Raw genomic sequence first — 25,491 nt, forward strand, 5'->3', positions numbered from 1 at the left:
AAGAGTAAACTTTTAGATCATTGACCAACTACCTTTAGGGTATAGTTTTCAACCTCTAAAACAAACGCAATGGAAATCTTTGATCCACTTTCAGTAAAAACCGTACTACAAATAAGTGTTGCGGCAATATTTGTTTATTTATATATGATGTTCATTACCCGTGTAACCGGTAAACGAACATTTGCAAAAATGACCAGTTTTGATTTTGCAGTAACCATTGCAATGGGCTCTATTTTGGCCGATGCCGTGAATAAACCTGTAGATAGTTTAATGCCCGCATTGGTTTCATTAGCCTTATTGGCAGGACTACAAGCCTTGTTCGCCAAATTATTATCTAGCTCTGATGCGGCACAAAAGATTGTTACCAATACCCCTATCCTTCTTATGGAAAACGGAAATATCTTAAAGGAAAACCTTAAGAAAGCATTAGTTAGTCAAGCGGATTTAATGGGGAAACTACGTGAGGCCAACGTGCTGCAGTTATCTCAAGTAAAGGCTGTTATTTTTGAAACTACAGGCGATATTTCTGTACTACATACCAATAAACCCATAACCATTGATTCCGTAATTATGGAAGATGTTAAAGCATAAAAAATGCCCGCTTCATATGAATTGGGCATTTTTAAGACAATCAACCTAAAAACTATTTTACCTTCTTCCTTTCTACCTGCATGGTAGGGTTAGAAGTTTTTATTCTTTTCTTCACCTGGGTATTCTTACCGGTCTTTAAATATTGCTGGTATCCTCTTCCTCTAAACTCATACGTAGTACCACTTGTGGGGTGATATAATTCTATGGTACTATCATTAATTACATATAACTCAAAATAATCATCACCAAAGAAATCGTAATCCAATGTCAACGCCTTTAAGGAATTATCTCCCTGTACATCATACACTACATAATTTCCTTCATAATCCCATTGTAAATTGGAAACCCTAGTATTTGGAACATCTAGAGATGATCTGAAAAAATCTGGTAAAAACTGTATATAATTTTCGTTATCAAAGTCATTTATTGCTCCCGTTTGACTTGTATAAATTTTCTCCCAAGCATCATATTCCTGTAAAAAATAATTTATGTTGTCATAGAAGACCATATCATAATCAAATGTATTGGTCTGGTAACCTCTTAGAAAATAGGAGGTGTCCGTACTTGCATCATATAATTCAATAGTATTTCTATTGATCGCATAAACTTCCAGGGCCCAACGGCCATCAATATCATGATCTATATCTACAATGCCCCTTAATGTACTATAGGAACCCACATCAATACCATACCCTCCACCAGTCTTACCAATACCTACAATATTATTGTTGGCATATACGATACCACGGTCAAAAGAAATGGTAAAGGCACGTTGTAAAAATGGTACTTCTCCATGTCCTCGTGTTTCATTGATATCAACATACCAGACATCAAAATCTTGTAATACCTGATCCGTATTAAAGGCAGATTCTTCAATAAAATCATCCTCAATGATAACATCTGCATAACAAGAAACCATCAATGTGGCCAAAAGAACATATCCTGTAAGTAGTTTAATTGTTTTCATAAGATTTTATTTAATTGATTAATTACCTAGAAACAATCTTTATGCCAAAATTTATTCAAGTCTCTTGCCAAGCCCTAAAAGCACATATAAATAATTGGTAAATTTGCAGTATGAACAAGGATGCTAAATTTGCAGTTTTAGGCGGTGGTAGTTGGGCTACGGCAATTGTTAAGATGTTGACCAACAACCAAGAACAGGTGGGTTGGTATATGAGAAATTCCGATGCTATTGGGTATCTAAAAATTCAAAAACATAACCCCAATTACCTTACTTCTGTAGAATTCAAGACAGAACAATTACTGTTAACGAGCAATATTAACGAAGCGGTAAAAAATGCCGATATATTAATTTTTGCTATTCCCTCTGCTTTCCTGGTTTCCGAATTGGAAAAATTAACCGAATCTCTCAAGGATAAAATTATCTTTTCAGCTATAAAAGGTATTGTACCAGAATCTGGACTGATCGTAGGGGAGCATTTTCATGAGGTGTACAACATCCCTTTTGACCATATTGGTGTAATCACCGGACCATGCCATGCCGAAGAAGTTGCTATGGAACGATTGTCTTATTTGACCATTGCTTGTGCAGATACCAAAAAAGCGGAATTTGTTGCCAACAACCTGTCCGGCAATTACATAAAAACAAATATCAGTAAGGATATTATAGGAACGGAGTATGCGGCCATGTTAAAGAATATTTATGCCATTGCCGCGGGTATTGCACATGGCTTGGGCTATGGGGACAATTTTCAAAGTGTTTTGATGAGCAATGCCATTAGGGAAATGAAACGCTATACCAAACGTATACATAACATAGACCGCAATATTAACAAGTCTGCCTATTTAGGGGATTTACTGGTAACCGGTTATTCCGTTTTTAGCCGAAATAGAATGTTCGGTAATATGATCGGCAAAGGATATACCGTTAAAAGTGCCCAAATGGAAATGAATATGGTGGCAGAAGGATATTATGCGGCCAAGAGTGCATTTGCCATTAAACAAAAATTCAAGAAAAAAGTTAAGACGCCCATTATAAACGCCGTTTATCAAATACTTTATGAGAACAAAAGTCCTAAAAAGGTGTTTTTAGCGCTAACGGATAAATTGGATTAATCTCTAGTAAGCGAAAAATCTGAATGTTCCTTTAGTATTTCTTCTAGGGTGGTCCTCCAGCCTTCCACTACTTCATTGGAAACTCCAAACCTGTTTTGAAATTCTTTTAATATAGGTTCCATAAGTGTTCTAATACTTTCTATATCAAAGTACAATCTACCGGTTCTTCTTATAAAGAAATCCATTGGATTGTGAACCATTTCATAATCAATACCAAATGCTAATTCCGCTTTTGCTAAACGAACATATTTGTCTTCCTCCACCAAGGTTTCATATATATCTAAAATAACCTCTGTTTGTTTACCATAATTGGTTACCAGGAACCAGGCATCATGCTTTGTAAAACCATCGCCCATTATTTTATCATATACTTGGGAAATATATTTTTTTACATGCTTGAATTTTTTAAAATCATCGTTTCCGCACAGGTATATCTTTTCCGTATAACATTCTTTTAGTTCAATGTTATGTTCCTCTTCCATATTCTTTGCTATACGATCCACTACCCTTTCAGCCATTTTACGGTAACCTGTTAATTTACCGCCCGCTATACTGATCAATCCTGTAGTTGATACAAATATTTCATCTTTCCTAGAAAGTTCAGAAGCAGATTTACCTTCTTCATGGATTAAAGGGCGTAAGCCTGCCCAAGAAGAAACAATATCCTCCAGTTCCAAATTAATATCCGGGAACATATTGTTTACGGCAGAAATCAAATAAATGGCGTCCGCAATATCTGTCCTTACCTCATCCTTACTGTCATTATAATTGGTATCCGTGGTACCTACATAGGTTATTTTGCCCCTTGGTATGGCAAACATCATCCTGCCATCTGGTATATCAAAATAGACCGACTGTTTTACCGGTAATTTTTCATATGGAAAAACCAAATGCACCCCTTTGGTTAAATGAAGCTGTTTTCCCTTTTTAGAATTGTTTAAACTTCTTAACTCATCTACCCAAGGACCGGCAGCACTTATAACATATTTAGATTTTATGGCAAACGCCTTTCCTGTTGTTTCATCAGTAACTTGAACCCCTGCTACTTTTTCCTTTTCATATAAAAAATCTGTAACTTTTGCATAGTTGAGCGCCTGTGCACCAAACAATAAACTTGTCTTAATATTTTCTATGGTTAAACGGGCGTCATCTGTTCTATATTCTGCGTAATACCCTGCCCCGTTCAATATCTTTTTAGGCAATAAAGGTTCCAATTTTAAAGCTTCCTTTTTTTCAAGCATTTTTCGTTTATCATCACCTGAAACCTGGGCAAGAATATCATAGACCTTAAGACCAATTGAGGTTAACCATTTACCATAAGAGCCATTTTCTATCAATGGAAGTAGCATTTTTTCAGGCAGTACCAAATGGGGAGCCAATTTATGGACAATGGCACGTTCTGAGCCCACTTCTTTTACCAACCAAAAATCGAATTGTTTTAAATATCGTAGTCCGCCATGAATCAATTTGGTTGATTTACTACTTGTACCTGATGCAAAATCACCCTTTTCCAACAGGGCTACCTTTAATCCACGCGATGCGGCATCAAGGGCAATACCTCCACCGGTTATGCCACCTCCAATAACTACTAAATCAAATTCATCCGCCTCTAAGGATTCAATTGTTTTTTGACGTTCTAAATTGGTAAATTTTATATTCTTCATCAAAAATGTGTTAACTATTAATAAGTTGATGCCCTACAGGTTGTACCATAGTTCTCCAAAGATAGGACGAGAGCCACATTAAAATATGCTCGATAAAATTATTTAATTGTAAAATTGATGCATTAAACTATTCTTCGTCTTCCCATCCTTTTGTACGTTCTACCGCTTTCTGCCATTTTTTATAAAGACGTTTTCTCTTTACACGATCAAATGTGGGTTTAAAAATATGGTTCATGGGTCTGTTTTCATCAATATCGGACTGTTCCCAAAAACCTACATGAATACCGGCCAAAAATGCCGCTCCCATTGCGGTGGACTCAATTATTTCCGGTCGATGTACTTCAGAGTCTAAAATATCGGCTTGAAATTGCATTAAGTGATTGTTAGCACATGCGCCACCGTCAACCCTAAGATTTTTAAGTTGAATGCCAGAGTCATCTTCCATGGCTTTTAAAATATCCTTGGTCTGGTAAGCAAGGGCCTCTAAAGTAGCTTTGGCTATATGGGCCTTACCGGTATCCCTGGTTAAACCAAATATGGCACCCCTGGCATACATATCCCAATAGGGTGCGCCCAAACCTGCAAAGGCTGGTACTACATAAACAGAATTTTCACCTTCAATGGAATTGGCCAGTTCCTCTGTTTCCTTGGCATGCTCAATAAGTTCCAAACCATCTCTTAACCATTGTACGGCGGCACCGGCAATAAAGATACTTCCTTCCAATGCATAATTTACCTTACCGTTTAAACCATAGGCAATGGTCGTTAATAGCCCATTTTTAGAGAATTGTGGCTTTTCACCTGTATTCATAAGCATAAAGCAACCTGTACCATAGGTGTTTTTTGCCGAACCTTTCTTAAAACATGCCTGACCAAACAAGGCCGCTTGCTGGTCACCGGCTATACCCGCTATTGGAATCTTCACCCCATCTATTTCATAGTCCCCAAAATGGGCCGATGATGGCTTTACCTCTGGCAACATACTTTTGGGTATATTTAGGGCCTTCAGCATTTTATCATCCCATTTTAGCTGTACAATATCATAGATCATAGTACGTGATGCATTGGTATAATCTGTACAATGATTATGGTCTTTTGTCATATTCCAAACCAACCAAGTATCTATAGTGCCCATTAACAGTTCGCCCGCTTCCGCTTTTTTCCTGGCACCATCAACATTGTCCAATATCCATTTTACCTTGGTTCCTGAAAAATAAGAATCTATGACCAGTCCGGTGGTTTTCCTTACATGTTCGGTTAAACCTGTTTTCTTTAAATGTTCACAGATATCCGCAGTACGTTTGTCTTGCCAAACTATAGCATTATAAACGGGTTTTCCTGTATTCTTGTCCCAAACCACCGTAGTTTCACGTTGATTGGTTATACCTATACCCATTATTTCCGCTGGGGTTATGCTTTCCTTATCCAAAAGTTCTTTTAAAACGCCTAGTTGCGTAGCTAATATTTCTTCTGCATCATGTTCTACCCAGCCAGATTGTGGAAATATTTGTTTAAACTCTTTTTGGACCATACCCTTGATAGTACCTGCATGGTCTACCAACAATGCTCTTGAGCTTGTGGTACCTTGATCTAATGATATTATAAATTTCCTTGACATTTTTTACGATATTTTTTTAAATATAGCAGATTTAATATCGATTTCAAAGAAGATAAAATTATATTATGCTATTCTATGCTACTATATATGAATTAAGATTTTACACACATTATTCAGTAGCTTTTTAGATTAATTATAGAAGATTATTTTTGGCATTAGTCTATAAACTCCTTTTCCAAAAAATAATTTACGATCGCTTCTTTCATCAAAACGGTTTGCTCACCAGCTTTTAGTGGAGGCAACTCTTCATTAATGGTGTAATGGGGCCAACCTTCTTCATCAAAAAAACTAAATTCATAAAACCCATAGGGTTCCAATAGCCTACAGATAGCAATGTGCATTAAATCTAATTTATCATCTTTTTTATACTTTCTATGGTATTGTCCCAACTCTTGAACGCCCACTAGATAAATAATAGCATCCAATTCCAACGGATCTCCATCAGAAAATTTTACCGATAGCTTTTCAACCAAGTTTTCCCAACGTTCCTTTAACTGTATATCCCTAGCCATAATATTATATTCACATCCTATATTTTGGACATTTCAAAGGTACAACTCAAAGTTTTATATTTGTTAAAACACTTTACAAATGGGGCTTTTAGATATACTTCTTCTTCTACCTTTGGTCTGGGGACTTTACAAAGGCTTTAAAAATGGTCTTTTTATGGAATTAGCCTCTATTGTGGCATTGATTGCCGGTATTTATGGGGCTATTCATTTTAGCTATATTACAGGAAACTATTTATCCACGCACTTAGATTGGGATGAACGCAATATGAGTATAATAGCATTCATTATAACATTTATCTTAATTATCATTTTAGTTAATTTAGCGGGAAAACTACTTACCAAAGTGGCAAACTTGGCAATGTTAGGCCTCTTGAACAAAATAGCCGGAGCAATTTTCGGTACCTTAAAAATAGCTATCATCCTAGGTGCTGCATTCATTTTTTTTGACCGTGTGGACAACAGCTTAAACTTATTGGATGAAAAGACCAAAACCCAATCTATATTGTACCAGCCCATTAAAGATATTGGAGCGTTGTTATTTGATCATGTCCTAACCTATACCCAGCCAGAACAAGAATCTAACAACGAGCCTGTTATCATATAGTGTAGTTTAAGCACTTATTCCCTTAATTTTTACCTTTCAACGAATAATAATCCAAGATTGGCCCACAATCCTAGGTTTTCCATAATATTACGTATCGATATCCCCTATCGATAGAGAACTTAGAACATTCTCATCTTACATACCTACTTCGCTAAGCCGAAAGGCTTTATTACAAAATGACACTATATGAAAATGAGATTGCATTATGCGGTCGCTGTCCTATTTGTAGTATTTCTTGGTTCTTGTACTAGTGACCCTATAGAAGAGTTACCGTATGTAGAGACAGAGAATGTACTTGATATTGAACACGACCTACTGGAAATTGTTAACAAGCATAGAGTTGGTTTAAAAATCAATACGCTTGAATTTAGTGAAGTGGCCTATAAATATGCCAATATCCACACAGATTATATGATTGCCAAAGGCAGCATTAGTCATGATAATTTTAGCTCTAGGGCAGCTAAGATCAATTCTGAAATTGAAGTGGAGATGGTTGCAGAGAATGTTGCCAAGGATTATAAAACTGCGATAGACGCCTTTGAGGGCTGGTATATAAGTAGTAGCCATAAAAAAACCATGGAGGGTGATTTTACCCATACTGGTATTAGCGTCAAGAAAGATGATCTGGGCAATTTTTATTTTACCCAGCTTTTCTACAAGCAATGACCAAGTAAAAGTCTAATTGTAGATAAAATCGGTTAAAATACAACTTAAGACATTTCTTACATTTAAGCTTTGACGTTTATCTGTTTTATTTAGCGGATAAAGTGCGAAAAACCACACGAAATACACATTTTTACGATGAAATAACCCTTGCACTTGGTCGATAAGCGCCTATATACACTAATTTTACAGCTTATCGAGTTTTTTGCTACGGCTATAGATATATTTCTTCCAAACATGGTTCTTGGGACTACTTTTGAATCGTTAATAAAATTTAAAGTTTCCCAAAATGAAATTATACATACCTACTTTAGCATTGTTCGTCATCTTAATGTCCTCATGTTCCAAATATGAAAATTTTGCAGGTTACGAAGAGGTAAATGAGGATCCGGCAACAAAGGTTACCTTGGTCAGTTCTGATAAACACAATGCTTTGGAAGCTGAACTGTTTGAAATAATTAATACCTATAGAGTAAGTATTGGACTAAACGAAATGGCTTTTGAAGGTACTACCTATTACTATGCAGGTCTTCATACAGACTATATGATTGAAAAAGGAACCACAAGCCATGCTAAATTTGGTGAACGTGCAGAAAAAATCTCAAAGAGAACTGGAGCGGTATACGTAGCGGAGAATGTAGCAAGAAATTATGATACGGTACAAGAAGCTTTTGAAGCTTGGATCGATAGCCCTGGCCATAGAGTCAATATAGAAGGAGATTATGATTACTCTGCCATAAGTATTAAGGAAAACGCCAATGGAGACCTATATTTTACACAATTGTTCTTTAGGTAACCTAATTAAACAATTTTAAAAAAGCCTTTGTTAGACAAAGGCTTTTTTTATGTCCAAGTTTTAGGTAAGCGCCATTGGTTTTTATAACTTTCAGTTTAAAATCATTAAAATGAGTATCAAAGCACCTTTTAACCTTAATAAATGGATTGAAGAAAACAGGGCTTCCTTAAAGCCTCCCGTTGGCAATAAAAACCTGTACAAAGATGCCGGTGATTATATTGTCATGATCGTGGCAGGGCCAAATGCCAGAAAAGATTATCACTATAATGAAACGGAAGAGCTTTTTTATCAGCTAGAAGGTCATATTGAAGTCCATATTCAAGAGGATGGAAAAAAGAGAACAATGCATTTAGGCCCGGGAGACATGTACCTACATCCTGCAAAAGTGCCCCATTCCCCCGTACGTAAAGAAGGGTCTATTGGTCTGGTTATTGAAAGAAAGAGAGCGGATATGAACGTTGATGATGGTTTACTTTGGTTCTGTGATAATTGCAACCATAAACTATATGAAGCGTATTTTACCCTGAACGATATTGAAAAAGATTTTTTATCCCATTTCAAACATTTCTATAGTTCCAAAGAATTAAGAACTTGTGACAATTGCGGTACAGTTATGCCCGTGGATGAACGATTTATTGCCAAAGAAGAATGATTTTTATAGCTAAGACAATTACGATATTGGTAGCCATAATGCACCTCTATTTTTTATATCTGGAAATGTTTGCCTGGACCACCAAAGGAAAAAAGGTGTTTAGGAATTTTCCAAAAGACCTCTTTGAACCTACTAAACAAATGGCCGCCAATCAAGGTCTCTATAATGGTTTTTTAGCAGCAGGCCTCGTTTGGTCCATATTTATAACTAATCTGGAATGGTCCAGCAATATAGCTTTGTTCTTTTTAGGTTGTGTAGTTGTTGCTGGGGCATATGGCGCATATTCGGTAGCAAAAAAAATATTCGTGGTACAGGGAATACCTGCTTTAGTAGGTTGTATCTTTTGGGTCGTAATTAAATTCCTTTAATACCTTTCTTCGGCCAATAATACCTAATTTTCTTTGTATTTTTGTAATATACCTAACAATAATTGCTTAAAAAGTTATAAAATGTCAAAAATAGCAGTAGATTTTGGAATTCATGAAGCCCTAAACCTATTGGGGATAAAAGAAATAAACGACGGAACCTCTACGGGATCAAATAATTTTTCATCCGGAGACACCATTGCTTCGTTTTCACCTGTTGATGGTTCCTTAATCTCTAAAGTAAGGACTTCTACAAAGAAAGATTATGAAAAAGTAATGCAGACCGCTACTGCTGCATTTACTGAGTGGAGGACTAAACCTGCTCCATTGAGAGGAGAAATTGTTAGACAATTTGGACAAAAACTTAGAGAACTTAAAGAGCCATTAGGAAAATTGGTCTCTTATGAAATGGGGAAAAGCTATCAAGAAGGGTTAGGGGAAGTACAGGAAATGATAGACATCTGCGATTTTGCAGTAGGTTTATCAAGACAATTACATGGTTTGACTATGCATTCCGAAAGACCGGGACATAGAATGTATGAGCAATATCACCCTTTGGGTGTTGTGGGCATAATTTCAGCTTTTAACTTTCCGGTAGCTGTATGGGCCTGGAATACTGCCTTAGCATGGATATGTGGTGATGTATGTGTATGGAAACCTTCTGAAAAAACTCCTTTATGCGGTATTGCCTGTCAAAATATTGCGGCGTCTGTATTTAAGGCGAACAATTTACCTGAAGGTATTTCATGTTTAATCAATGGGGATTATAACGTGGGTGAGCTTATGACCAGTGATGTTCGTATACCTTTGGTTTCTGCAACAGGTTCTATACGAATGGGAAAAATTGTAGCTCAAGCGGTAGCAGCAAGGTTAGGGAAATCCTTACTGGAGCTTGGTGGTAACAACGCCATAATAGTAACACCTGATGCCGATATAAAAATGACAGTGATTGGAGCAGTATTTGGTGCTGTAGGCACCGCTGGACAACGCTGTACATCTACAAGAAGGTTAATTATACACGATTCTATGTATGATAAGGTCAAGGATGCCATCGTAGCCGCTTATCAACAATTAAGAATTGGAAATCCATTGGATGAAAATAACCATGTAGGGCCATTGATTGATACTGATGCAGTGGCGCATTATAAAAATGCTTTACAACAAGTTGTTGCAGAAGGTGGCAACCTGATCGTAGAAGGCGGTGTACTGGAAGGACAAGGCTATGAGAGTGGTTGCTATGTAAAACCTGCAATCGCAGAGGCAAAAAACACATTTAAAATAGTGCAGCATGAAACTTTTGCCCCTGTTCTTTATCTTTTAAAATATTCTGGTGGTGTAGAAAATGCCATTGCTATTCAGAACGGAGTAGTACAAGGGCTTTCGTCCGCTATTATGACCAATAACCTTCGTGAAGCGGAACATTTCCTTTCCGCATGGGGAAGTGATTGCGGTATTGCAAATGTAAATATTGGTACTTCAGGAGCAGAAATAGGTGGTGCTTTTGGTGGAGAAAAGGAAACAGGTGGCGGTAGAGAAAGTGGCTCTGATGCTTGGAAAGTATATATGAGAAGACAAACCAATACCATTAATTATACCACAGAACTTCCTTTGGCCCAAGGCATAAAGTTTGACCTATAATCCATAACAGTTATTTTCTTTGCATGTATTATGCTGTCTTGCCGTTTACCGGTTCGTTGGACCAACTTCCATGAAGTAAGGCTTGAAGTCCCAGTATAAAAAACATGCAAAGGAAATTGAAAATGCTTTTTAACTTTTTTTTCATTCCCTTGATATATAGTTATTTAGAAAACTAGTATTTTATTTATTAAAGTGCTATAAATTCTGTACACCTTTCTATATAAATTGTATAGTTGGACTTTTAACAATGAAGCATTTAAATAAAAAAATCTTGTCGACATGGTAGAAGACAAGATTTTTTAACCAACTAACTCAAAACTTCAAATATTATATCAATGCCCAATCTTTGTGGGGAGATATAAGTTTGAAAACTATACCGCAAAAATGCATTAATTAAAGATGCGTTTGCCTCAACTTTTCATGTATAAACACCAAGATCGTACAGATAGTCATCATTTAAGTATATCTGGAAATTCATCTATATCTTGACTATAAGGCAATTAGCTTTTAAAATTTTAACAATGTTAAGATTTTTTTAATACATTGTACATCAAACACTAAACACTATATATAATGTCTAAAACAGTCACCAATTTATTATTGATGTTGATTACCATTGTAGCTGGTACATTCGCATACATCTTTTTTTGTAGCGAATGTGGTTCGTTTTCCAAAGAGCCTCCTAAAACAATTACAGAAGAAACCCCCGCAACTGTAGTAACACCAAAAGCTACCTCTTTCCCTTTTTCCATTCAGGGAGACGGGCTCAACTATTCAACGAACGATAATTATAATTTTAACCGTTCTGCCAGTAATTTTGTTCAACCTTTAAGTACAGAGGTCAATACAGGTATTACAGAACTTAAAACCTATTTAGAAGGAAATGAAAATCAAATTCTAAACGTTACCGGGTTTTACACCAGTGATGAAGAAAACAATTCCGCTTTTCCAAATCTAGGGCTTGCAAGAGCCAATACCATAAAGAATGATCTAGCCACAAAAGGAATTTCAACGAGCCAAATCAATACCATGGGCAAACTTATGGATGATATGGTTGCCAAAGACGATACCTACTATGGTCCTGTTTCATTAAGCCTTGAAACAAAATCAGATACTGCAGATGATGAACTAAAGGCACTATATGATGCAATTAAAGCGGATCCGCTCATCTTATATTTCAACACTGCACAAGCATCAATTACGCTAGATGCGGCACAGCGCCAAAAAATTGCCGATATCTCCAAATATCTTGACAGGGTAGAGGGCGCACAAGTTACTATCGTAGGCCATACAGACAATACCGGAAAAGCCAGTACCAATATGAGATTAGGATTAGATCGTGCAAATTTTGCCAAAAACTACCTACTAAAAAATGGCATACCGGAAAATAAAATTAAAACTTCCTCTAAAGGTCAAACTGACCCTATTGCCAGTAATGCAACAGAAGAAGGCAGGAATAAAAATAGAAGAACCGTCATCACTTTAAATTAAACATACACTAATCTCCTAAATTAAATTAAAAATGAATTTTGAAACTATGAATATTTGGTGCTGGATCATACCAGCTTTAGTTGGTATCATCTGTGGTATATTGGGCTATTTAATAGGTAAAAGCTCTACCAACGAAATTGATAATTCTGCTGAATTAACCAAACTTAGGGCAAGTAACAGTAAGTTACAAGCTGACCTAGACGCTTGTAACCAAAAAGTAATTGCAGCAAACAAAATAGTAGAACCGGCGCCTGTGACCAAAAGTGCACCAAGTACTAATTTAGGGGCATCTGCAGCATCTTTTGCTGCCGGAGCAACTACAAGTTCCATTGCTTTTGATGGCGCAGCGGCCAAGGCTGCTTATGGTAAAACCATTAAACAAGATGACCTCAAAATTGTAGAGGGCATAGGTCCAAAAATTGAAGGCATGTTTAAAGATCATGGTATCAAAACATGGAAGGCTCTTTCAGAATCAACTGTTGCAGATTGTCAAAAAGTGTTAGATACAGGTGGTAAGAGATATAAGATTCATGACCCTGCTTCTTGGCCAATGCAGGCCAAAATGTGCTATGAAGGCAAATGGAAAGAACTTGCCAAATGGCAGGAAGAGCATAAGCATGGTAAGTTATAACAATACTGAACTAACTTAGTTAAATAAAAAATCCCGATTCTATGAATCGGGATTTTTGTATGTTATAAAGCTCCATTGGCCTCTACCCATTTAAAATGGTATTGATCTTCTGGAAACTTCATTCTCTCTGCAATACGTTCCAATCTAGCTGGTAATTTCAACAAATAATCCCTGGCCTTTTCTGCCTCCTCATTTAGGGAACGCATACTTTCCAATTCCCAAAAAGCATTTAGCTTAGCCAATATATCCACATAATCCTGTGCCGTATATACGCCTAAACGCTGTGCACAATTAGAAAAATTCTCAAATGCAGAACCAATTGTACCCCCAGACTCCCTTAAAAAGTGCGCAGGCATTACAATTTTTTTCTTCATCATATCCGCAAATGCAATCATCATCCCAGAGGGATCTTCTCCAAAAATGGTTTTAACAAATTCTCTGTAGGCCAAATGATGTCTCATTTCATCACCTGCAATAATGGTACACATTTTCCCTAATAAGGCATTACCTTTTTTCTTGGCCAATTGCCCCACACGTTTATGTGAAATATTGGTAGCCAATTCTTGAAATGAAGTATAGACAAAGTTTTTATAAGGATCCCTATCTGTACCAATATCAAAACCATCGGAAATTAAATGTTGGGTGGTCAATTCTACCTCGCGCATGTTCACCCTACCGGATAGGTATAGGTATTTATTTAAAACATCACCATGTCTATTTTCCTCTGCGGTCCAAGCACGTACCCATTTAGCCCAACCATTGGTCTTATAATCTCCATGCTGGTCTATACCCACAACATCCATTAACCAGGATTCATATGTTGGCAAGGCTTCTTCGGTAATCGTATCAGCTACCATAGTCACCCAAAAATCATAACCTAAATCCTTTGACTCCTCACGTAATTCCTTAACTTCCTGTAAAAAAGTATCTTTTTCTGAATTCGGCAAAAAATCCGTAGGTTGCCATATATCTTCCGGTTTTATAAGGAATGAATCCATAAATCCTTCCACCTTAGGCTCCAATGCCTGCATCACTTCTAATCTTATATTTTTAATCGGCATAGTATCTTTTTTTTCAAAGTTCGTCAATAAACCTTGTCATTTAAAGTAAAGTTACAGGTTTTATCAATTTCTTCCCATTTCATCGGGATAAAACGTGTAAACCGGATCACTCTGCCAATATTCCTTGGTATCTATATCTAAAATGGTCAAAGGCCCCTTAAAGGCCGCACCGGTATCAATATTCCAAACATTGGCTACATTTTGCGGTGTTGTTTTACCAATTCTTGTAACCGGAGTGTGTCCTATATAGATTTCTTCATAATTCTTTAATCTTTTGGGGTAATGAGCATGGTCCCGGTCTAAATTCCTATCCAAAGAAAGTGCAAGCTCCCACAAGGTGCGATCCCAGTAAAATGTTTTTTGGAAATACTCATGCTCAATTCCTTTTAGGTTGGTAAAACCAGCATGTAAGAACAACCGGTTGTCGGCATCTAAATGATAATTGTTCAACCCTTTATAGAAATTCATATGAAGTTCTTTGGTTACTTCCGTTACCTCTTTATATGAATTTATGGTGGCTTCACCTCCGTGCATGAACCAAGTAGGATTGTCCGTAGCCCCTTGTAACCATTCATAACACAATTCGTCATGATTTCCACGTAAAAATACACAGTGGTATTCTTCCTTAAGTGCCAAAAGAAAATCAATGGTTTCTACGGCTTGGCTCCATCCATCAATATAATCCCCTAAAAATACAAGGGTATCGTGATCGGTTACTGCAGCCTTTTCCAATACCTGTTTTAAAGCTTTTAATCCTGAGTGGATATCACCCACTACCAACGTTCGTTTTGTACTCATTTAGCAAAAATCGCAATAACCGCAATTATTACAATGATAAAAACCACTAAAAAGAAAATTTTCCAAAAAGAATATGGTCTTGTACCACTTAACACCCCGGTTTGTCCGTTTATATAGAAATTATATTCTTTTCCGTCATATCTGTACGAGCTTATATATATGGGTACCAGTATATGTTTAAATGTTTCATTGAATAACTTTATATCTGCATTGGAAACTCTCTGGGTATCCCCACCTATATCCCTTCTTATCCAATTATAGGCCCTTTTTTTAGCTTCTTGAAATGAACGATGATGCCCTTCTTTCAACGAAACAGAATATTTTTCAGTAACAAAACCCGATAAATATTTAGAATTGAATGCCACTAGTTCCTTTAGGTTCCAAAATCCTACTTTTGCCGGAACCTCCTTTCTTTTCCGCTCTGACGCATTGATTAGAATATCATCTACAAAACCACTAATGTTGCCAGTAACGTACGTCCATTTCGTTTTTCTTACCTGCCTTGTTCTTTTTCCTTTGTTACTATTATAAGTTTGCGTTTCATAATAATAATCTCCGCGCTGTCCTTGGTAAGATGCCTTTAAGTTGGCATCAAAGGTCCAATAAGGTAAATAAAGACCATGAAGACCTTCTGGATCCAATGCCGCTCTTTTTAATTTGTTTGGGGCAAACCAAAGTTTTGCCACCCAGTTCTTAAAAATCTCTTGAGCCTTTCTTGCATCTAATTGAAAAGGCACCAATGCGCCGGGCAATATCCACCCTTCTTGCTCTACATCTTCCCGTATTAAAGGTTCACTACAATACACACACTGTAAAGACTTATAGTTTTCCTCTACATGTTGGTTTGCTCCACAATTTTTACAATGTAAAAGTTCTATGGTCTGGGTATACGCATTTTCACCAACAATTTTTAGATAGTGTTCCAGTTCAAGTTCCTCGAAACTGCTTTTGGACTGTTCAATAAACTCCTCATACCCACAATACTCACATGATAATTGGTGCGAACCTGGTTTAAATTTCAGCTCGGCACCACAATTGGCACATGCTTTTTTATATTCTGACTTCTGAATTTCGTCCATAGTTATATTCCCTCCGGTTAAAGGGTGAAGACCTACTTACATCTTTGATTATTATGCCGAGGGTAAAGGTGGCGGCGTATTTCCTCCTAGAAAGGATTTAAGCTCCTCTATTTCCTTTAAAGGCGCCCATTGCTCCATACCTTGTTTCCATATAAGCGAATCTCTATTAATGGTCCTACTTGCAAACAGCTCCTTTAATTTATCTATTGGCACAGGCCCAGATTGTTGCCCCCCAACAGCATAAAAATAACCTACCGCAACCGGAACTGGAGGTGGGCTTTGAGGTTGTACCTGTTGCCCGCCAAAAGGTTGTCCACTAGGTTGCCCCATCATTCCGCCCATTTGCTGTGCCAGTACAAAGCCCATGCCCATGCCCATGCCGGCACCTGCAGTACCGCCTTCATTTTTAGCTGCGAGCTCCATTGCTTTAGCTGCCTTGAACTGTGCCAACTTGCCCATGTCAAGTTTGTCCAATCGACTATATTCAAATATTTCTTTTTTGAGCTCTTCTGGCATAGAAACATTTTCTATATAAAATTTTTCCAACTCTATTCCTACCCTATTGAATTCTGGCTGCATGACCTCTTGACAAGTTTCTGAAAGTTCACTGGTATTTGCAGCGTAAAGCTCAATGGGTAAATTTGCCTCACCCACCGTATCGGTAAAACGGGTTACGATCAAACTCTTTAAATGCTCGTTTACCTCATAATTGGTAAAATTGCCATCTGTACCCACCACGTCGATCACAAATTTTCCCGGATCGTTAATTCTAAAACTATACGTACCAAAAGCCCTGATCTCTACTAATCCAAAACGATCATCACTTAACATAAACGGATTCTTAGTTCCCCACTTTTCATCCGTAAACAATCTAGTATTTACAAAGTAAACCTCTGCTTTGAACGGGCTATCAAAACCATATTTCCAACCTTTTAACGTGGTAAGAATAGGTAAGTTTTTAGTATTCAATGTATACGTCCCCGGCTTAAACACATCTGCCAATTGACCCTCATTGATAAATACCGCCACTTGCCCCTCCCTAACAATTAACTGTGCATTGTTCTTAATTTCATTTTGATAACGCTCAAAACGGTGGACAATAGTTTCATTGTTGGTATCTAACCACTCTACTATATCAATAAATTCGTGGCTTAATTTCTTTTTGATTTCATCGAATATGCTCATGGTCAGTTAATTTTAAATTGTGCATTTCAAGATATGCATTTCGGCTGCAGAGCCAAAATATCAAGGAATAATATTCGTTATTAAAACGGCTTATAAGCGCTATTTTAATATTTCATTAAGAATTTTTAGGAAATAGGTATATTTTCTAATTAACTTAGAATTTCTAATTAGGTTTAGTTTTATGAAAAAGATATTTTGTATTGGAGAATTATTGATTGATTTTGTTGCCGAAAACCAGGGAAATGATTTATCCAAAGCAAACGAATTCTCAAAAAAAGCAGGTGGTGCGCCAGCAAACGTAGCATGTGCTATTAGTAAACTGGGAGGAGACAGTTTTTTTATAGGTTGTGTAGGTAACGACCCTTTTGGTAAATTTTTATTACGAATTTTAGAAGAAGAGCATGTAAATATAACCATGGCTCAAGAATCTGACACCTTTACTACATTGGCTTTTGTTTCATTGGACGAAGACGGGGAACGAGATTTTGTTTTTAGTAGAGGTGCTGACCGTGAATTGGTTTATGACTCTTCACATAAAAATTATTTTGAACAAAATATCATACATTTTGGTGCCGCAACAGCCCTATTGGGCGGCCCACTTGAAGAAGCTTATAATAGGTATTTATTTGATGGACTTACAAAAAATGCGTTCATAAGTTTTGACCCTAATTACAGGGTAGACCTTTGGAAAAATAAAGTAGATATCTTTAAACGTAAATGCGAAGCGTTCATAGAAAAATCGCAGTTGTGTAAATTTAGTTTAGAAGAGGCCCAATTGCTTTCTGGCAAGGAAAATGTTGCGGAAGCTTGTACTGTTCTTCACGAAATGGGAACAGAAATTATAGTTGTGACCCTAGGTAGTGAAGGTACTTGGTTAAGCACTAAGCACTATCAAAAAAATATTGCCAGCATTAAGGTTACCCCTAAAGACACCACTGGGGCAGGCGATGCTTTTATAGGCTGTCTATTGCACCAAATAGCAAAACACCCTGATCTAGACACCTTGGTGGAAAATGAAGAAGTCCTTACCCAAATGGTAATTAAAGCCAATAAAGCCGGCGCTATTACAACCACCAATTTTGGAGCCATAGAATCCTTACCAACTATTCAACAACTGGAAGCTTAAATGAACCAGGCTGAACTACATCGTTATTTGGTTTCCAAAGCACCTAAAAAAAATAATGAGCAACAGCTCAAGGACTATTTTGATCTTAGATTGGCCACCAATCTGTCCTTGATCAAATCCTTATTTTTTTCTTTATATGATGAAAAAGAAGCTGTAGATCAATTTTATGTCCTTATAGATAAGTTAGAAGACCTCTATCAACAGCGTTCATTAGAATTAAAACAACAGGATGTTGAACGTTTAAAAGAAGGAAACTGGTACCAAAGCGAGAAAATGGTAGGTATGCAACTCTATGTAGACCGTTTTAACCAAAATCTGAACGGACTAAATAAAAAACTGCCCTATTTTGAAGATTTAGGCATCAATTTTTTACATCTAATGCCTGTGACTACTAGACCATCTGGTGAAAATGATGGTGGTTATGCAGTTAATAGTTACCATGAAATAGACCCAAAATATGGAACTAAAAAAGAGTTTATAGCATTAACAAAAAATGCCCGTAAGAAAGGGATTTTCTTAATGTTGGATTTTGTAGTCAACCATACAAGCGATGAGTTTGAATGGGCCAAAAAAGCAAAGGCAGGTGATTCTAAATATCAAGGATATTATTATACCTATCCTACACGCCATATTCCGGATGAATTTGAAAAAACACTCCCCGAAATCTTTCCACAATCCGCCCCGGGAAATTTTACCTATGTCAAGGAAATGGAAAAATGGGTAATGACCTGTTTTAATAATTATCAGTGGGACTTGAACTATAGAAACCCTGAAGTTTTTTTAGAAATGTTGGCCAACTTAATGTCCTTGGCCAATTTAGGTGTTGATGTAATTCGTTTTGACGCCTTGGCATTTCTCTGGAAAAAATTAGGAACCCAATCACAAAATTTACCAGAGGCACATGCCTTGATCTCTTTGTTTAGAATGTGCCTTCAAGTAATTGCACCAGGAGTTATTCTATTGGCCGAGGCCATTGTTGCCCCTAGAAACATACTCAAGTATTTTGGCGAAGACATGTTAGAGGGCAATGAGTGTGAAATTGCCTATAACGCCTCATTAATGGCATTACTTTGGAACTCCATTGCCACCAAACAGGCCTCACTTATGTACAAGAGTTTAACCGAAGTGCCGATCAAACCCAAAGATGCCACTTGGATAAATTATATTAGATGTCATGACGATATTGGCCTTGGTTATGATGATGACTTTATAGCCGCTATGGGTTGGGACCCAAGGTCTCACAAAGAGTTTCTATTAAATTATTATTGCGGTAAATTGGCGTGGTCACCGGCCAAAGGCTTAATGTTCATGTACAATCCTAAAAACGGAGATGGCAGAATTACCGGTAGTGCCGCCTCTCTCTTAGGTTTGGAAACCGCGCTGGAACAAAACAACAAAAACATTATTGATTACGCCATTGCTAAAATTTTAATGATGCACGGCATTATTTTAACGATTGGCGGTATACCTATGATATACGCCGGAGATGAAATAGGTACACTTAATGATTATAGCTTTAAGCAACACGTAGACCTTGCAAACGATAACCGTTGGGTAAACAGACCCATGCAAGATTGGACTATTATTTCCGGTTTAAACAAAAATCCCGATCATCCATCAACCTTAATATATAACGGCTTAAAGAAAATGATACGGATAAGGAAAGACCATACGGTGTTTCAAGATACCAATGACCTTAAAATATATGGCTGTCCCAATCCGCATATATTTGTTTTCAAGCGCATAAACGGTAATCAAAACGTTTGGATTCTTTCCAACTTTAACGAAGTGACGGAAAAACTAGATATTGGTTGGTTAAATTCCATTGGCATCCATACTGGTAAAAATACTATTGACTTATTAACGGAACTTCCTTTTAAGCTCATAAACAATGAGCTACCCTTAAAACCTTTTCAACAATTATGGGTAAAGAGTAGTTAGGCATTCCTTCTGTAATCATTAAAGTACGCCTTACCTTCATTTACGCACTCACGTTTACTTTAAGCGTATCATCAATTATATTTCACTTTTCTGAGTACCCTTAGTGCCTCTTTTATTGATGCATTTACCTTAGGGTATTTGGGTTTTAATAATTTTCGTGCAATTTCCATCTGTTCCTTGGCCTGTTCAAATCCGTTTAAATAACAAATAAGATAAGTATCTGCCAGATATCTTAACCTTTTAATTTCTGTGGGATTAAGTGCATGGTTAGATTTTGCTTTTTCCACAAGTAGATTGTTCCCCATAAAAATTTCCTCAAGCTTCTTTTTCTTGTATTTAGGGGGATTAAAAAGTAAATCGCTATTGATGGAATATGTACCGTTCTCGTTAAAACTAATTACCACTTTTTCTAGAGGGTAATATTTTTGTTTGGCCCCGAGCCCCAATTGAACAAATTCTATTGTCGTAAAAGAATTTTCATCAATACTTATTTTAACTTCATCTAGGTTAGAGTAAAATAATTTTACCTGTTCATTAATGAGTTCAATATCTACCCGGTAATAAAAAGTTTCTCCGTTGACCACCTTTTTGTTTCCTGCCCAACAAACCACAAATTGTTCCTTAAAAACCTTATAATCACTTTCAAGATCTTTGTGCCTGTTATTCAAAAAATCCACAACTCCGTCCAATGTTAGTTTAATGTTGTTCTTGGCGTGTTTTTCTATGGTTGCGACAGCTTCTTTGTTTATTTCCTTAAGTTCAATATCAAATACCTTTGGCATGCTTATGCTCCCTTCCCTAAAAAAAACGGAACCTGCATAATATTTCCAGATACTCTTTCTTAGCGAACATATTTCCCCTATAGATTTAATGGTAACCAACCCTACTACTTTCCCATCCGGCAAATGAGGAAATGGAATGTTTTCATAAGATATTAAGGGTGGATGATGCAAATAAGCATTGACCAAATTTTGAATCTTGCTATCATCAAAAAAATCTACCCCTACAATTTTATTGTCTTCATCCTCTACCCCTACAACTATGAAGGAATTATTAGTAGGGTTACTATTGGCTAGTGCACACACATGCTTTAAAAACTTTGCCTTTCCTTCCTTTTCTCCAATGGATATAAAACGCTTTTTATCGTAAAAACTATTTTCGTCATTATGTGCGAGCAAGTTTTTTACCAGTAGGCGTTTATTGATCATTTTTTACAAATTTGCAATACTTAAGATTTATTGACTATGGTAGATGATGCTTGCGCCGTGGGCATCACAATCAAATCTGCAATATTTACATGATAGGGACGTGTAACCACAAAATGTATAATGTCCGCAATATCTTCCGCCTTTAAAGGTTGAAATCCTTTATACACATTATTGGCACGATCATCATCTCCTTTAAAGCGTACATTACTGAACTCTGTTTCTACCAGACCTGGATTTACCGCCCCTACCCGAATGCCAAAGGGGTTCAAATCAATCCGCATACCTTGGTTTATGGCATCTACGGCATGTTTACTTGCACAATATACATTTCCTTTAGGATAAACCTCCTTACCGGCCGTTGAGCCTATATTTATGATGTGGCCAGATTTTCTCTCTACCATCTTAGGAATAAGCGCCTTGGAAACATACAATAAGCCCTTTACGTTAATGTCCAACATGGCGTCCCAATCTTCCAAGCTTCCTTCATGCACAGGGTCTAAGCCATGTGCATTGCCAGCATTATTAATAAGAATATCTATTGTGGAAAATTCTTCTGGCAACCCGCTTATTGCTTTATTTACCTCTTCTTTGCTTCTTATATCAAAATTTAAAGTAAAAACATTTATGTCCTTGCCCAAATCTTTTTTAAGGCTGTCCAAACGTTCTTGTCGCCTACCGCAGATAACTAAATCTATTCCATTTTTTGCAAAAAGTACGGCGGTTGCTTTACCTATACCACTAGTAGCACCGGTTATAAATGCTGTTTTTCTCATCTTCAATCTTTTTATGCGACTTCATGACCCTCATTGGCTTCCAACAATATAAACCAATCTTGTAAATCTATCTCTATATGAACGGCCTCCATGGCTAATTTTAATCTTTGGGGAGTAGCCGTGCCTACTACAGGATGTATATTAGAAGGGTGCTTAAGTATCCACGCCAACAACAACTGATCTTCGGTTGCATTATATTTTTTGGTAAAATCTTTTAAAATTTTACCTATTCTTTTATTTGCCGGGCTATCCTCTCTAAAATAGGATCCTAAAGGACTCCATGACATGGCAAGTCTATCGTGTATAATACAATCATCCAATATTCCATTGTTCATAACTTCATTGGCAGTCAAGGAATATTCAACTTGATTGGCCTCTACAGGAATCCGCTTTTCAATAAGTTCTATTTGTGAAGACGTAAAGTTAGAGACTCCAAACTGTTTTATTTTACCCTGTTGCTTTAATTGCCCTATTGCCTCTGCTACCTCATCTACATTCATAAGCGGACTAGGCCTATGAAGTAATAAAAGGTCTAGATAATCGGTTTTTAACAAGTTTAAAGATCTTTCAGCAGATGGTATGATATAATCTTTTCCGTATTCATAATGTTTTATCCTGTTAGTTCTACCCTCAGCTTTGAACTGAATTCCACATTTACTGATCAATTGAATTTTGTCCCTAGCAATGCCGCTTTGGGCAAAAGCATTTCCAAATTGGGCTTCATTGGTGTAATCACCATAAATATCGGCATGGTCAAAAGTAGTTATTTCATAGTCCAGACAATGGTTCATTAACGAAACCATTTCCTTAGTGGAAAGTTGTTTTCCCCAATTACCCCATGTCATGGTCCCTGCTATAATTCTAGAATAGGTGGTTGTGTTCTTCATAGGTCAATGAATTTAAAAAGAAATCCCTTAAAGGCTTCATAAAAATATAGGGTTTTCGTTATTTTTAACCTATCATTAACAGCTACTGAGTGAATTAATTTTCAATTTGCATAACTGTTAAAATTCAGAAGGCTAATAATCAATTATATAACGATTTAAATGGAAGAAAATACTTCAGTTGACATTAGTGCCGTAAATGAGAAAATTACTCGTGAAAGCGCTTTTATCGATTTATTGATGCTAGAAATGAACAAGGTGATCGTAGGCCAAAAATATATGGTAGAACGGTTATTGATAGGTCTTCTGGGCCAAGGACACATCTTGTTGGAAGGTGTCCCCGGGTTAGCAAAAACATTAGCCATTAACACCCTTTCCAAAGCTGTTAAGGGCAGTTTTAGTAGAATTCAATTTACGCCAGACCTATTACCTGCAGATGTAGTAGGTACTATGATCTATAACATGAAGGTGAACGACTTCTCCATTAAGAAAGGTCCTATTTTTGCGAATTTTGTTTTGGCCGATGAAATTAATCGTGCTCCGGCAAAAGTACAGTCCGCCCTGTTGGAAGCTATGCAAGAAAAACAGGTGACCATTGGTGATGAAACGTTTACCCTAGACAAGCCTTTTTTGGTCATGGCAACCCAAAACCCGGTAGAACAAGAAGGTACATATCCTTTACCTGAAGCACAGGTAGACCGTTTTATGTTGAAAACGGTTATTGATTATCCTAAAATCAATGAGGAACAACTAATCATGCGCCAAAATTTATTGGGAAATTATGAAACGGTTAATGCCGTAGTTTCCATAGACCAGATTCTTAGCGCACAAAAAGCGGTCAGGGAAGTGTACATGGACGAGAAAATCGAAAAATACATCCTTGATATCGTATTTGCCACCAGATATCCGGAAAAATACAATCTTGAAAGCCTTAAACCATTAATCAGTTTTGGTGCTTCGCCAAGGGGTAGCATCAACCTAGGTGTTGCCGCTAAATGTTATGCTTTTATAAAAAGAAGGGGCTATGTGGTACCTGAAGATGTTAGGGCCGTTGTACACGATGTACTTAGACATAGAATTGGCATTACTTATGAAGCGGAAGCTGAAAATATCACATCGGTAGATATCATCAACAAAATCGTAAACGAGATAGAAGTACCATAAAGTTATTCATTGACTTTCAGCATGCTATTGGTCTGTTTACATCCAATTGCAATGTTTTTATGCTGACAACTCTAGAATTAACGGCTGTTTCAATAACAAGATGGATACCAAAGAACTACTCAAAAAAGTACGAAAGATAGAGATAAAGACCAGGCGTCTTTCTGACCATATATTTGGTGGGGAATACCACTCTACCTTTAAGGGCAGGGGTATGACATTTAGTGAAGTGCGCCAGTACCAATTTGGAGATGATGTAAGAAATATTGATTGGAACGTTACGGCACGCTATAATGAACCGTTCATAAAAGTATTTGAGGAAGAACGGGAACTCACCATGATGCTTCTTGTGGATATAAGTGGTTCTGAATTGTTTGGTACCACCAATCAATTCAAAAATGAAATCATCACGGAAATTACCGCCACCTTGGCCTTTAGCGCTTTACAAAATAATGATAAGGTAGGGCTGATCCTGTTCTCTGACCAGGTTGAACTGTTTATTCCCCCTAAAAAGGGAAAAACCCATGCACTACGGATCATACGGGAATTGTTGGAGTTTAAATCTAAAAGTAATAAAACGGATATTGGCCAAGCACTTAAGTTTTTGAGTAGCGTCATGAAAAAGAAGGCTATTGTTTTTGTCCTATCCGACTTTATTGATGATGGTTATGAAAAGACATTAAAAATTACAGGAAACAAACATGATGTTACCGGTATTAGAATTTTTGATGAACGGGAAGAAACCATACCAAATTTAGGTATGGTACAATTAGAAGATGTGGAAACGGGCCAATTACAATTGGTCAACACCCAATCTAAAAAAGTACGTAATGCTTATGCCCAATACAATAAAGAACGCGTTGCTTACTTTAAGGAATCTTTTACAAAAGCTGGATGTGGAACACTGGATTGCCGGGTAGATGAAAGTTATGTAAAGAAATTATTGGGCTATTTTAAAAGAAGAGGTTGAT

At 36.9% G+C, this 25,491-nt stretch carries 25 protein-coding genes; 14 read left to right on the forward strand and 11 right to left on the reverse strand.

Translation table 11 applies throughout. From position 1 onward, the window contains the following. Window positions 1-69 precede the first annotated feature (69 nt). Complete coding sequence (locus ABVM52_RS06650) at window positions 70-591, forward strand: DUF421 domain-containing protein (protein WP_405384629.1); 522 nt, start codon at window positions 70-72, stop codon at window positions 589-591. Window positions 592-643: 52 nt separating this feature from the next. Here ABVM52_RS06650 and ABVM52_RS06655 read toward each other — a convergent pair whose 3' ends face one another. Further along, entirely contained in the window at window positions 644-1,558 is a 915-nt protein-coding gene (locus ABVM52_RS06655) for a nicotinic acid mononucleotide adenyltransferase (protein ID WP_405384630.1), read from the reverse strand. 110 nt (window positions 1,559-1,668) lie between these two features. Between ABVM52_RS06655 and ABVM52_RS06660 the strand changes: the two genes are divergently transcribed. Next, window positions 1,669-2,670, forward strand: coding sequence for an NAD(P)H-dependent glycerol-3-phosphate dehydrogenase (locus ABVM52_RS06660; RefSeq protein WP_405384631.1), 1,002 nt, complete (start codon window positions 1,669-1,671; stop codon window positions 2,668-2,670). Here the strand turns inward: ABVM52_RS06660 and ABVM52_RS06665 are convergent. The 3 genes from ABVM52_RS06665 to ABVM52_RS06675 all read right to left on the reverse strand — a co-directional run bounded on the left by ABVM52_RS06665 (window position 2,667) and on the right by ABVM52_RS06675 (window position 6,464). Further along, the gene (locus tag ABVM52_RS06665; protein WP_405384632.1) at window positions 2,667-4,334 is read right to left on the reverse strand and encodes a glycerol-3-phosphate dehydrogenase/oxidase; all 1,668 of its coding nucleotides are present in this window, start codon (window positions 4,332-4,334) and stop codon (window positions 2,667-2,669) included. The genes ABVM52_RS06660 and ABVM52_RS06665 overlap by 4 nt on opposite strands. 127 nt (window positions 4,335-4,461) lie before the next feature. Beyond that, a complete protein-coding gene (glpK, locus tag ABVM52_RS06670) occupies window positions 4,462-5,952 on the reverse strand; it encodes a glycerol kinase GlpK (RefSeq protein ID WP_405384633.1) in 1,491 nt (496 codons plus the stop codon). Between the two features lie 155 nt (window positions 5,953-6,107). After that, entirely contained in the window at window positions 6,108-6,464 is a 357-nt protein-coding gene (locus tag ABVM52_RS06675) for a hypothetical protein (protein WP_405384634.1), read from the reverse strand. Between the two features lie 79 nt (window positions 6,465-6,543). On the opposite strand from ABVM52_RS06675, the gene ABVM52_RS06680 reads away from it, so the two are divergent. From ABVM52_RS06680 to ABVM52_RS06715, 8 genes are all read left to right on the forward strand, one after another. Then, window positions 6,544-7,068, forward strand: coding sequence for a CvpA family protein (locus tag ABVM52_RS06680; RefSeq protein ID WP_405384635.1), 525 nt, complete (start codon window positions 6,544-6,546; stop codon window positions 7,066-7,068). A 186-nt stretch (window positions 7,069-7,254) separates the two neighbouring features. After that, window positions 7,255-7,734: a CAP domain-containing protein gene (locus tag ABVM52_RS06685; protein WP_405384636.1), complete on the forward strand. Its 480-nt coding sequence runs from the start codon at window positions 7,255-7,257 to the stop codon at window positions 7,732-7,734. A gap of 286 nt (window positions 7,735-8,020) precedes the next feature. After that, a complete protein-coding gene (locus ABVM52_RS06690; RefSeq protein ID WP_405384637.1) occupies window positions 8,021-8,527 on the forward strand; it encodes a CAP domain-containing protein in 507 nt (168 codons plus the stop codon). Between the two features lie 109 nt (window positions 8,528-8,636). Then, window positions 8,637-9,179, forward strand: coding sequence for a 3-hydroxyanthranilate 3,4-dioxygenase (locus ABVM52_RS06695; protein WP_405384638.1), 543 nt, complete (start codon window positions 8,637-8,639; stop codon window positions 9,177-9,179). Next, entirely contained in the window at window positions 9,176-9,547 is a 372-nt protein-coding gene (locus ABVM52_RS06700) for a DUF1304 domain-containing protein (RefSeq protein ID WP_405384639.1), read from the forward strand. Before ABVM52_RS06695 ends, ABVM52_RS06700 begins: the two co-directional genes overlap by 4 nt. 81 nt (window positions 9,548-9,628) lie before the next feature. After that, on the forward strand, window positions 9,629-11,182 hold the full coding sequence (locus ABVM52_RS06705; RefSeq protein WP_405384640.1) for an aldehyde dehydrogenase family protein: 1,554 nt from the start codon (window positions 9,629-9,631) through the stop codon (window positions 11,180-11,182). A gap of 573 nt (window positions 11,183-11,755) precedes the next feature. After that, window positions 11,756-12,673 (forward strand): OmpA family protein, encoded by a 918-nt coding sequence (locus ABVM52_RS06710; RefSeq protein ID WP_405384641.1) that lies wholly within the window; start codon window positions 11,756-11,758, stop codon window positions 12,671-12,673. Window positions 12,674-12,704: 31 nt separating this feature from the next. Then, a complete protein-coding gene (locus tag ABVM52_RS06715) occupies window positions 12,705-13,304 on the forward strand; it encodes a hypothetical protein (protein ID WP_405384642.1) in 600 nt (199 codons plus the stop codon). 62 nt (window positions 13,305-13,366) lie between these two features. Here ABVM52_RS06715 and ABVM52_RS06720 read toward each other — a convergent pair whose 3' ends face one another. The 4 genes from ABVM52_RS06720 to ABVM52_RS06735 all read right to left on the reverse strand — a co-directional run bounded on the left by ABVM52_RS06720 (window position 13,367) and on the right by ABVM52_RS06735 (window position 17,427). Next, window positions 13,367-14,365: an acyl-ACP desaturase gene (locus tag ABVM52_RS06720; protein WP_089261266.1), complete on the reverse strand. Its 999-nt coding sequence runs from the start codon at window positions 14,363-14,365 to the stop codon at window positions 13,367-13,369. 63 nt (window positions 14,366-14,428) lie between these two features. Next, window positions 14,429-15,163, reverse strand: coding sequence for a metallophosphoesterase family protein (locus ABVM52_RS06725; RefSeq protein WP_405384643.1), 735 nt, complete (start codon window positions 15,161-15,163; stop codon window positions 14,429-14,431). After that, window positions 15,160-16,242 (reverse strand): DNA helicase PriA, encoded by a 1,083-nt coding sequence (locus tag ABVM52_RS06730; RefSeq protein ID WP_405384644.1) that lies wholly within the window; start codon window positions 16,240-16,242, stop codon window positions 15,160-15,162. The genes ABVM52_RS06725 and ABVM52_RS06730 overlap by 4 nt, the downstream gene beginning before the upstream one ends. Before the next feature lie 51 nt (window positions 16,243-16,293). Then, a complete protein-coding gene (locus ABVM52_RS06735) occupies window positions 16,294-17,427 on the reverse strand; it encodes an SPFH domain-containing protein (protein ID WP_405384645.1) in 1,134 nt (377 codons plus the stop codon). A gap of 181 nt (window positions 17,428-17,608) precedes the next feature. Here ABVM52_RS06735 and ABVM52_RS06740 point away from each other — a divergent pair, with 181 nt between their 5' ends. Both ABVM52_RS06740 and ABVM52_RS06745 read left to right on the forward strand, forming a co-directional pair. Further along, window positions 17,609-18,553, forward strand: coding sequence for a carbohydrate kinase (locus tag ABVM52_RS06740; protein WP_405384646.1), 945 nt, complete (start codon window positions 17,609-17,611; stop codon window positions 18,551-18,553). After that, window positions 18,554-20,494: an alpha-amylase family protein gene (locus ABVM52_RS06745; RefSeq protein ID WP_405384647.1), complete on the forward strand. Its 1,941-nt coding sequence runs from the start codon at window positions 18,554-18,556 to the stop codon at window positions 20,492-20,494. It begins immediately after the preceding gene. Window positions 20,495-20,565: 71 nt separating this feature from the next. On the opposite strand, the gene ABVM52_RS06750 is transcribed toward ABVM52_RS06745, so the two are convergent. From ABVM52_RS06750 to ABVM52_RS06760, 3 genes are read right to left on the reverse strand one after another with little or no spacing between them, the layout of a single operon-like run. Next, the gene (locus ABVM52_RS06750) at window positions 20,566-21,702 is read right to left on the reverse strand and encodes an ATP-binding protein (RefSeq protein ID WP_405384648.1); all 1,137 of its coding nucleotides are present in this window, start codon (window positions 21,700-21,702) and stop codon (window positions 20,566-20,568) included. A 20-nt stretch (window positions 21,703-21,722) separates the two neighbouring features. Beyond that, on the reverse strand, window positions 21,723-22,475 hold the full coding sequence (locus ABVM52_RS06755) for an SDR family NAD(P)-dependent oxidoreductase (RefSeq protein ID WP_405384649.1): 753 nt from the start codon (window positions 22,473-22,475) through the stop codon (window positions 21,723-21,725). Between the two features lie 11 nt (window positions 22,476-22,486). Continuing rightward, window positions 22,487-23,362 carry an aldo/keto reductase family oxidoreductase gene (locus ABVM52_RS06760; protein ID WP_405384650.1) on the reverse strand — a complete coding sequence of 292 codons (876 nt, stop codon included), beginning with the start codon at window positions 23,360-23,362 and terminating at the stop codon, window positions 22,487-22,489. 159 nt (window positions 23,363-23,521) lie between these two features. Between ABVM52_RS06760 and ABVM52_RS06765 the strand changes: the two genes are divergently transcribed. Further along, complete coding sequence (locus ABVM52_RS06765) at window positions 23,522-24,523, forward strand: AAA family ATPase (protein WP_405384651.1); 1,002 nt, start codon at window positions 23,522-23,524, stop codon at window positions 24,521-24,523. A 100-nt stretch (window positions 24,524-24,623) separates the two neighbouring features. Further along, window positions 24,624-25,490, forward strand: a complete 867-nt coding sequence (locus ABVM52_RS06770) for a DUF58 domain-containing protein (RefSeq protein WP_405384652.1) — start codon at window positions 24,624-24,626, stop codon at window positions 25,488-25,490. Window position 25,491: the final 1 nt, after the last annotated feature.

It is taken from the genome of Maribacter sp. LLG6340-A2, assembly GCF_045057105.1.
Taxonomy (GTDB): Bacteria; Bacteroidota; Bacteroidia; order Flavobacteriales; family Flavobacteriaceae; genus Maribacter.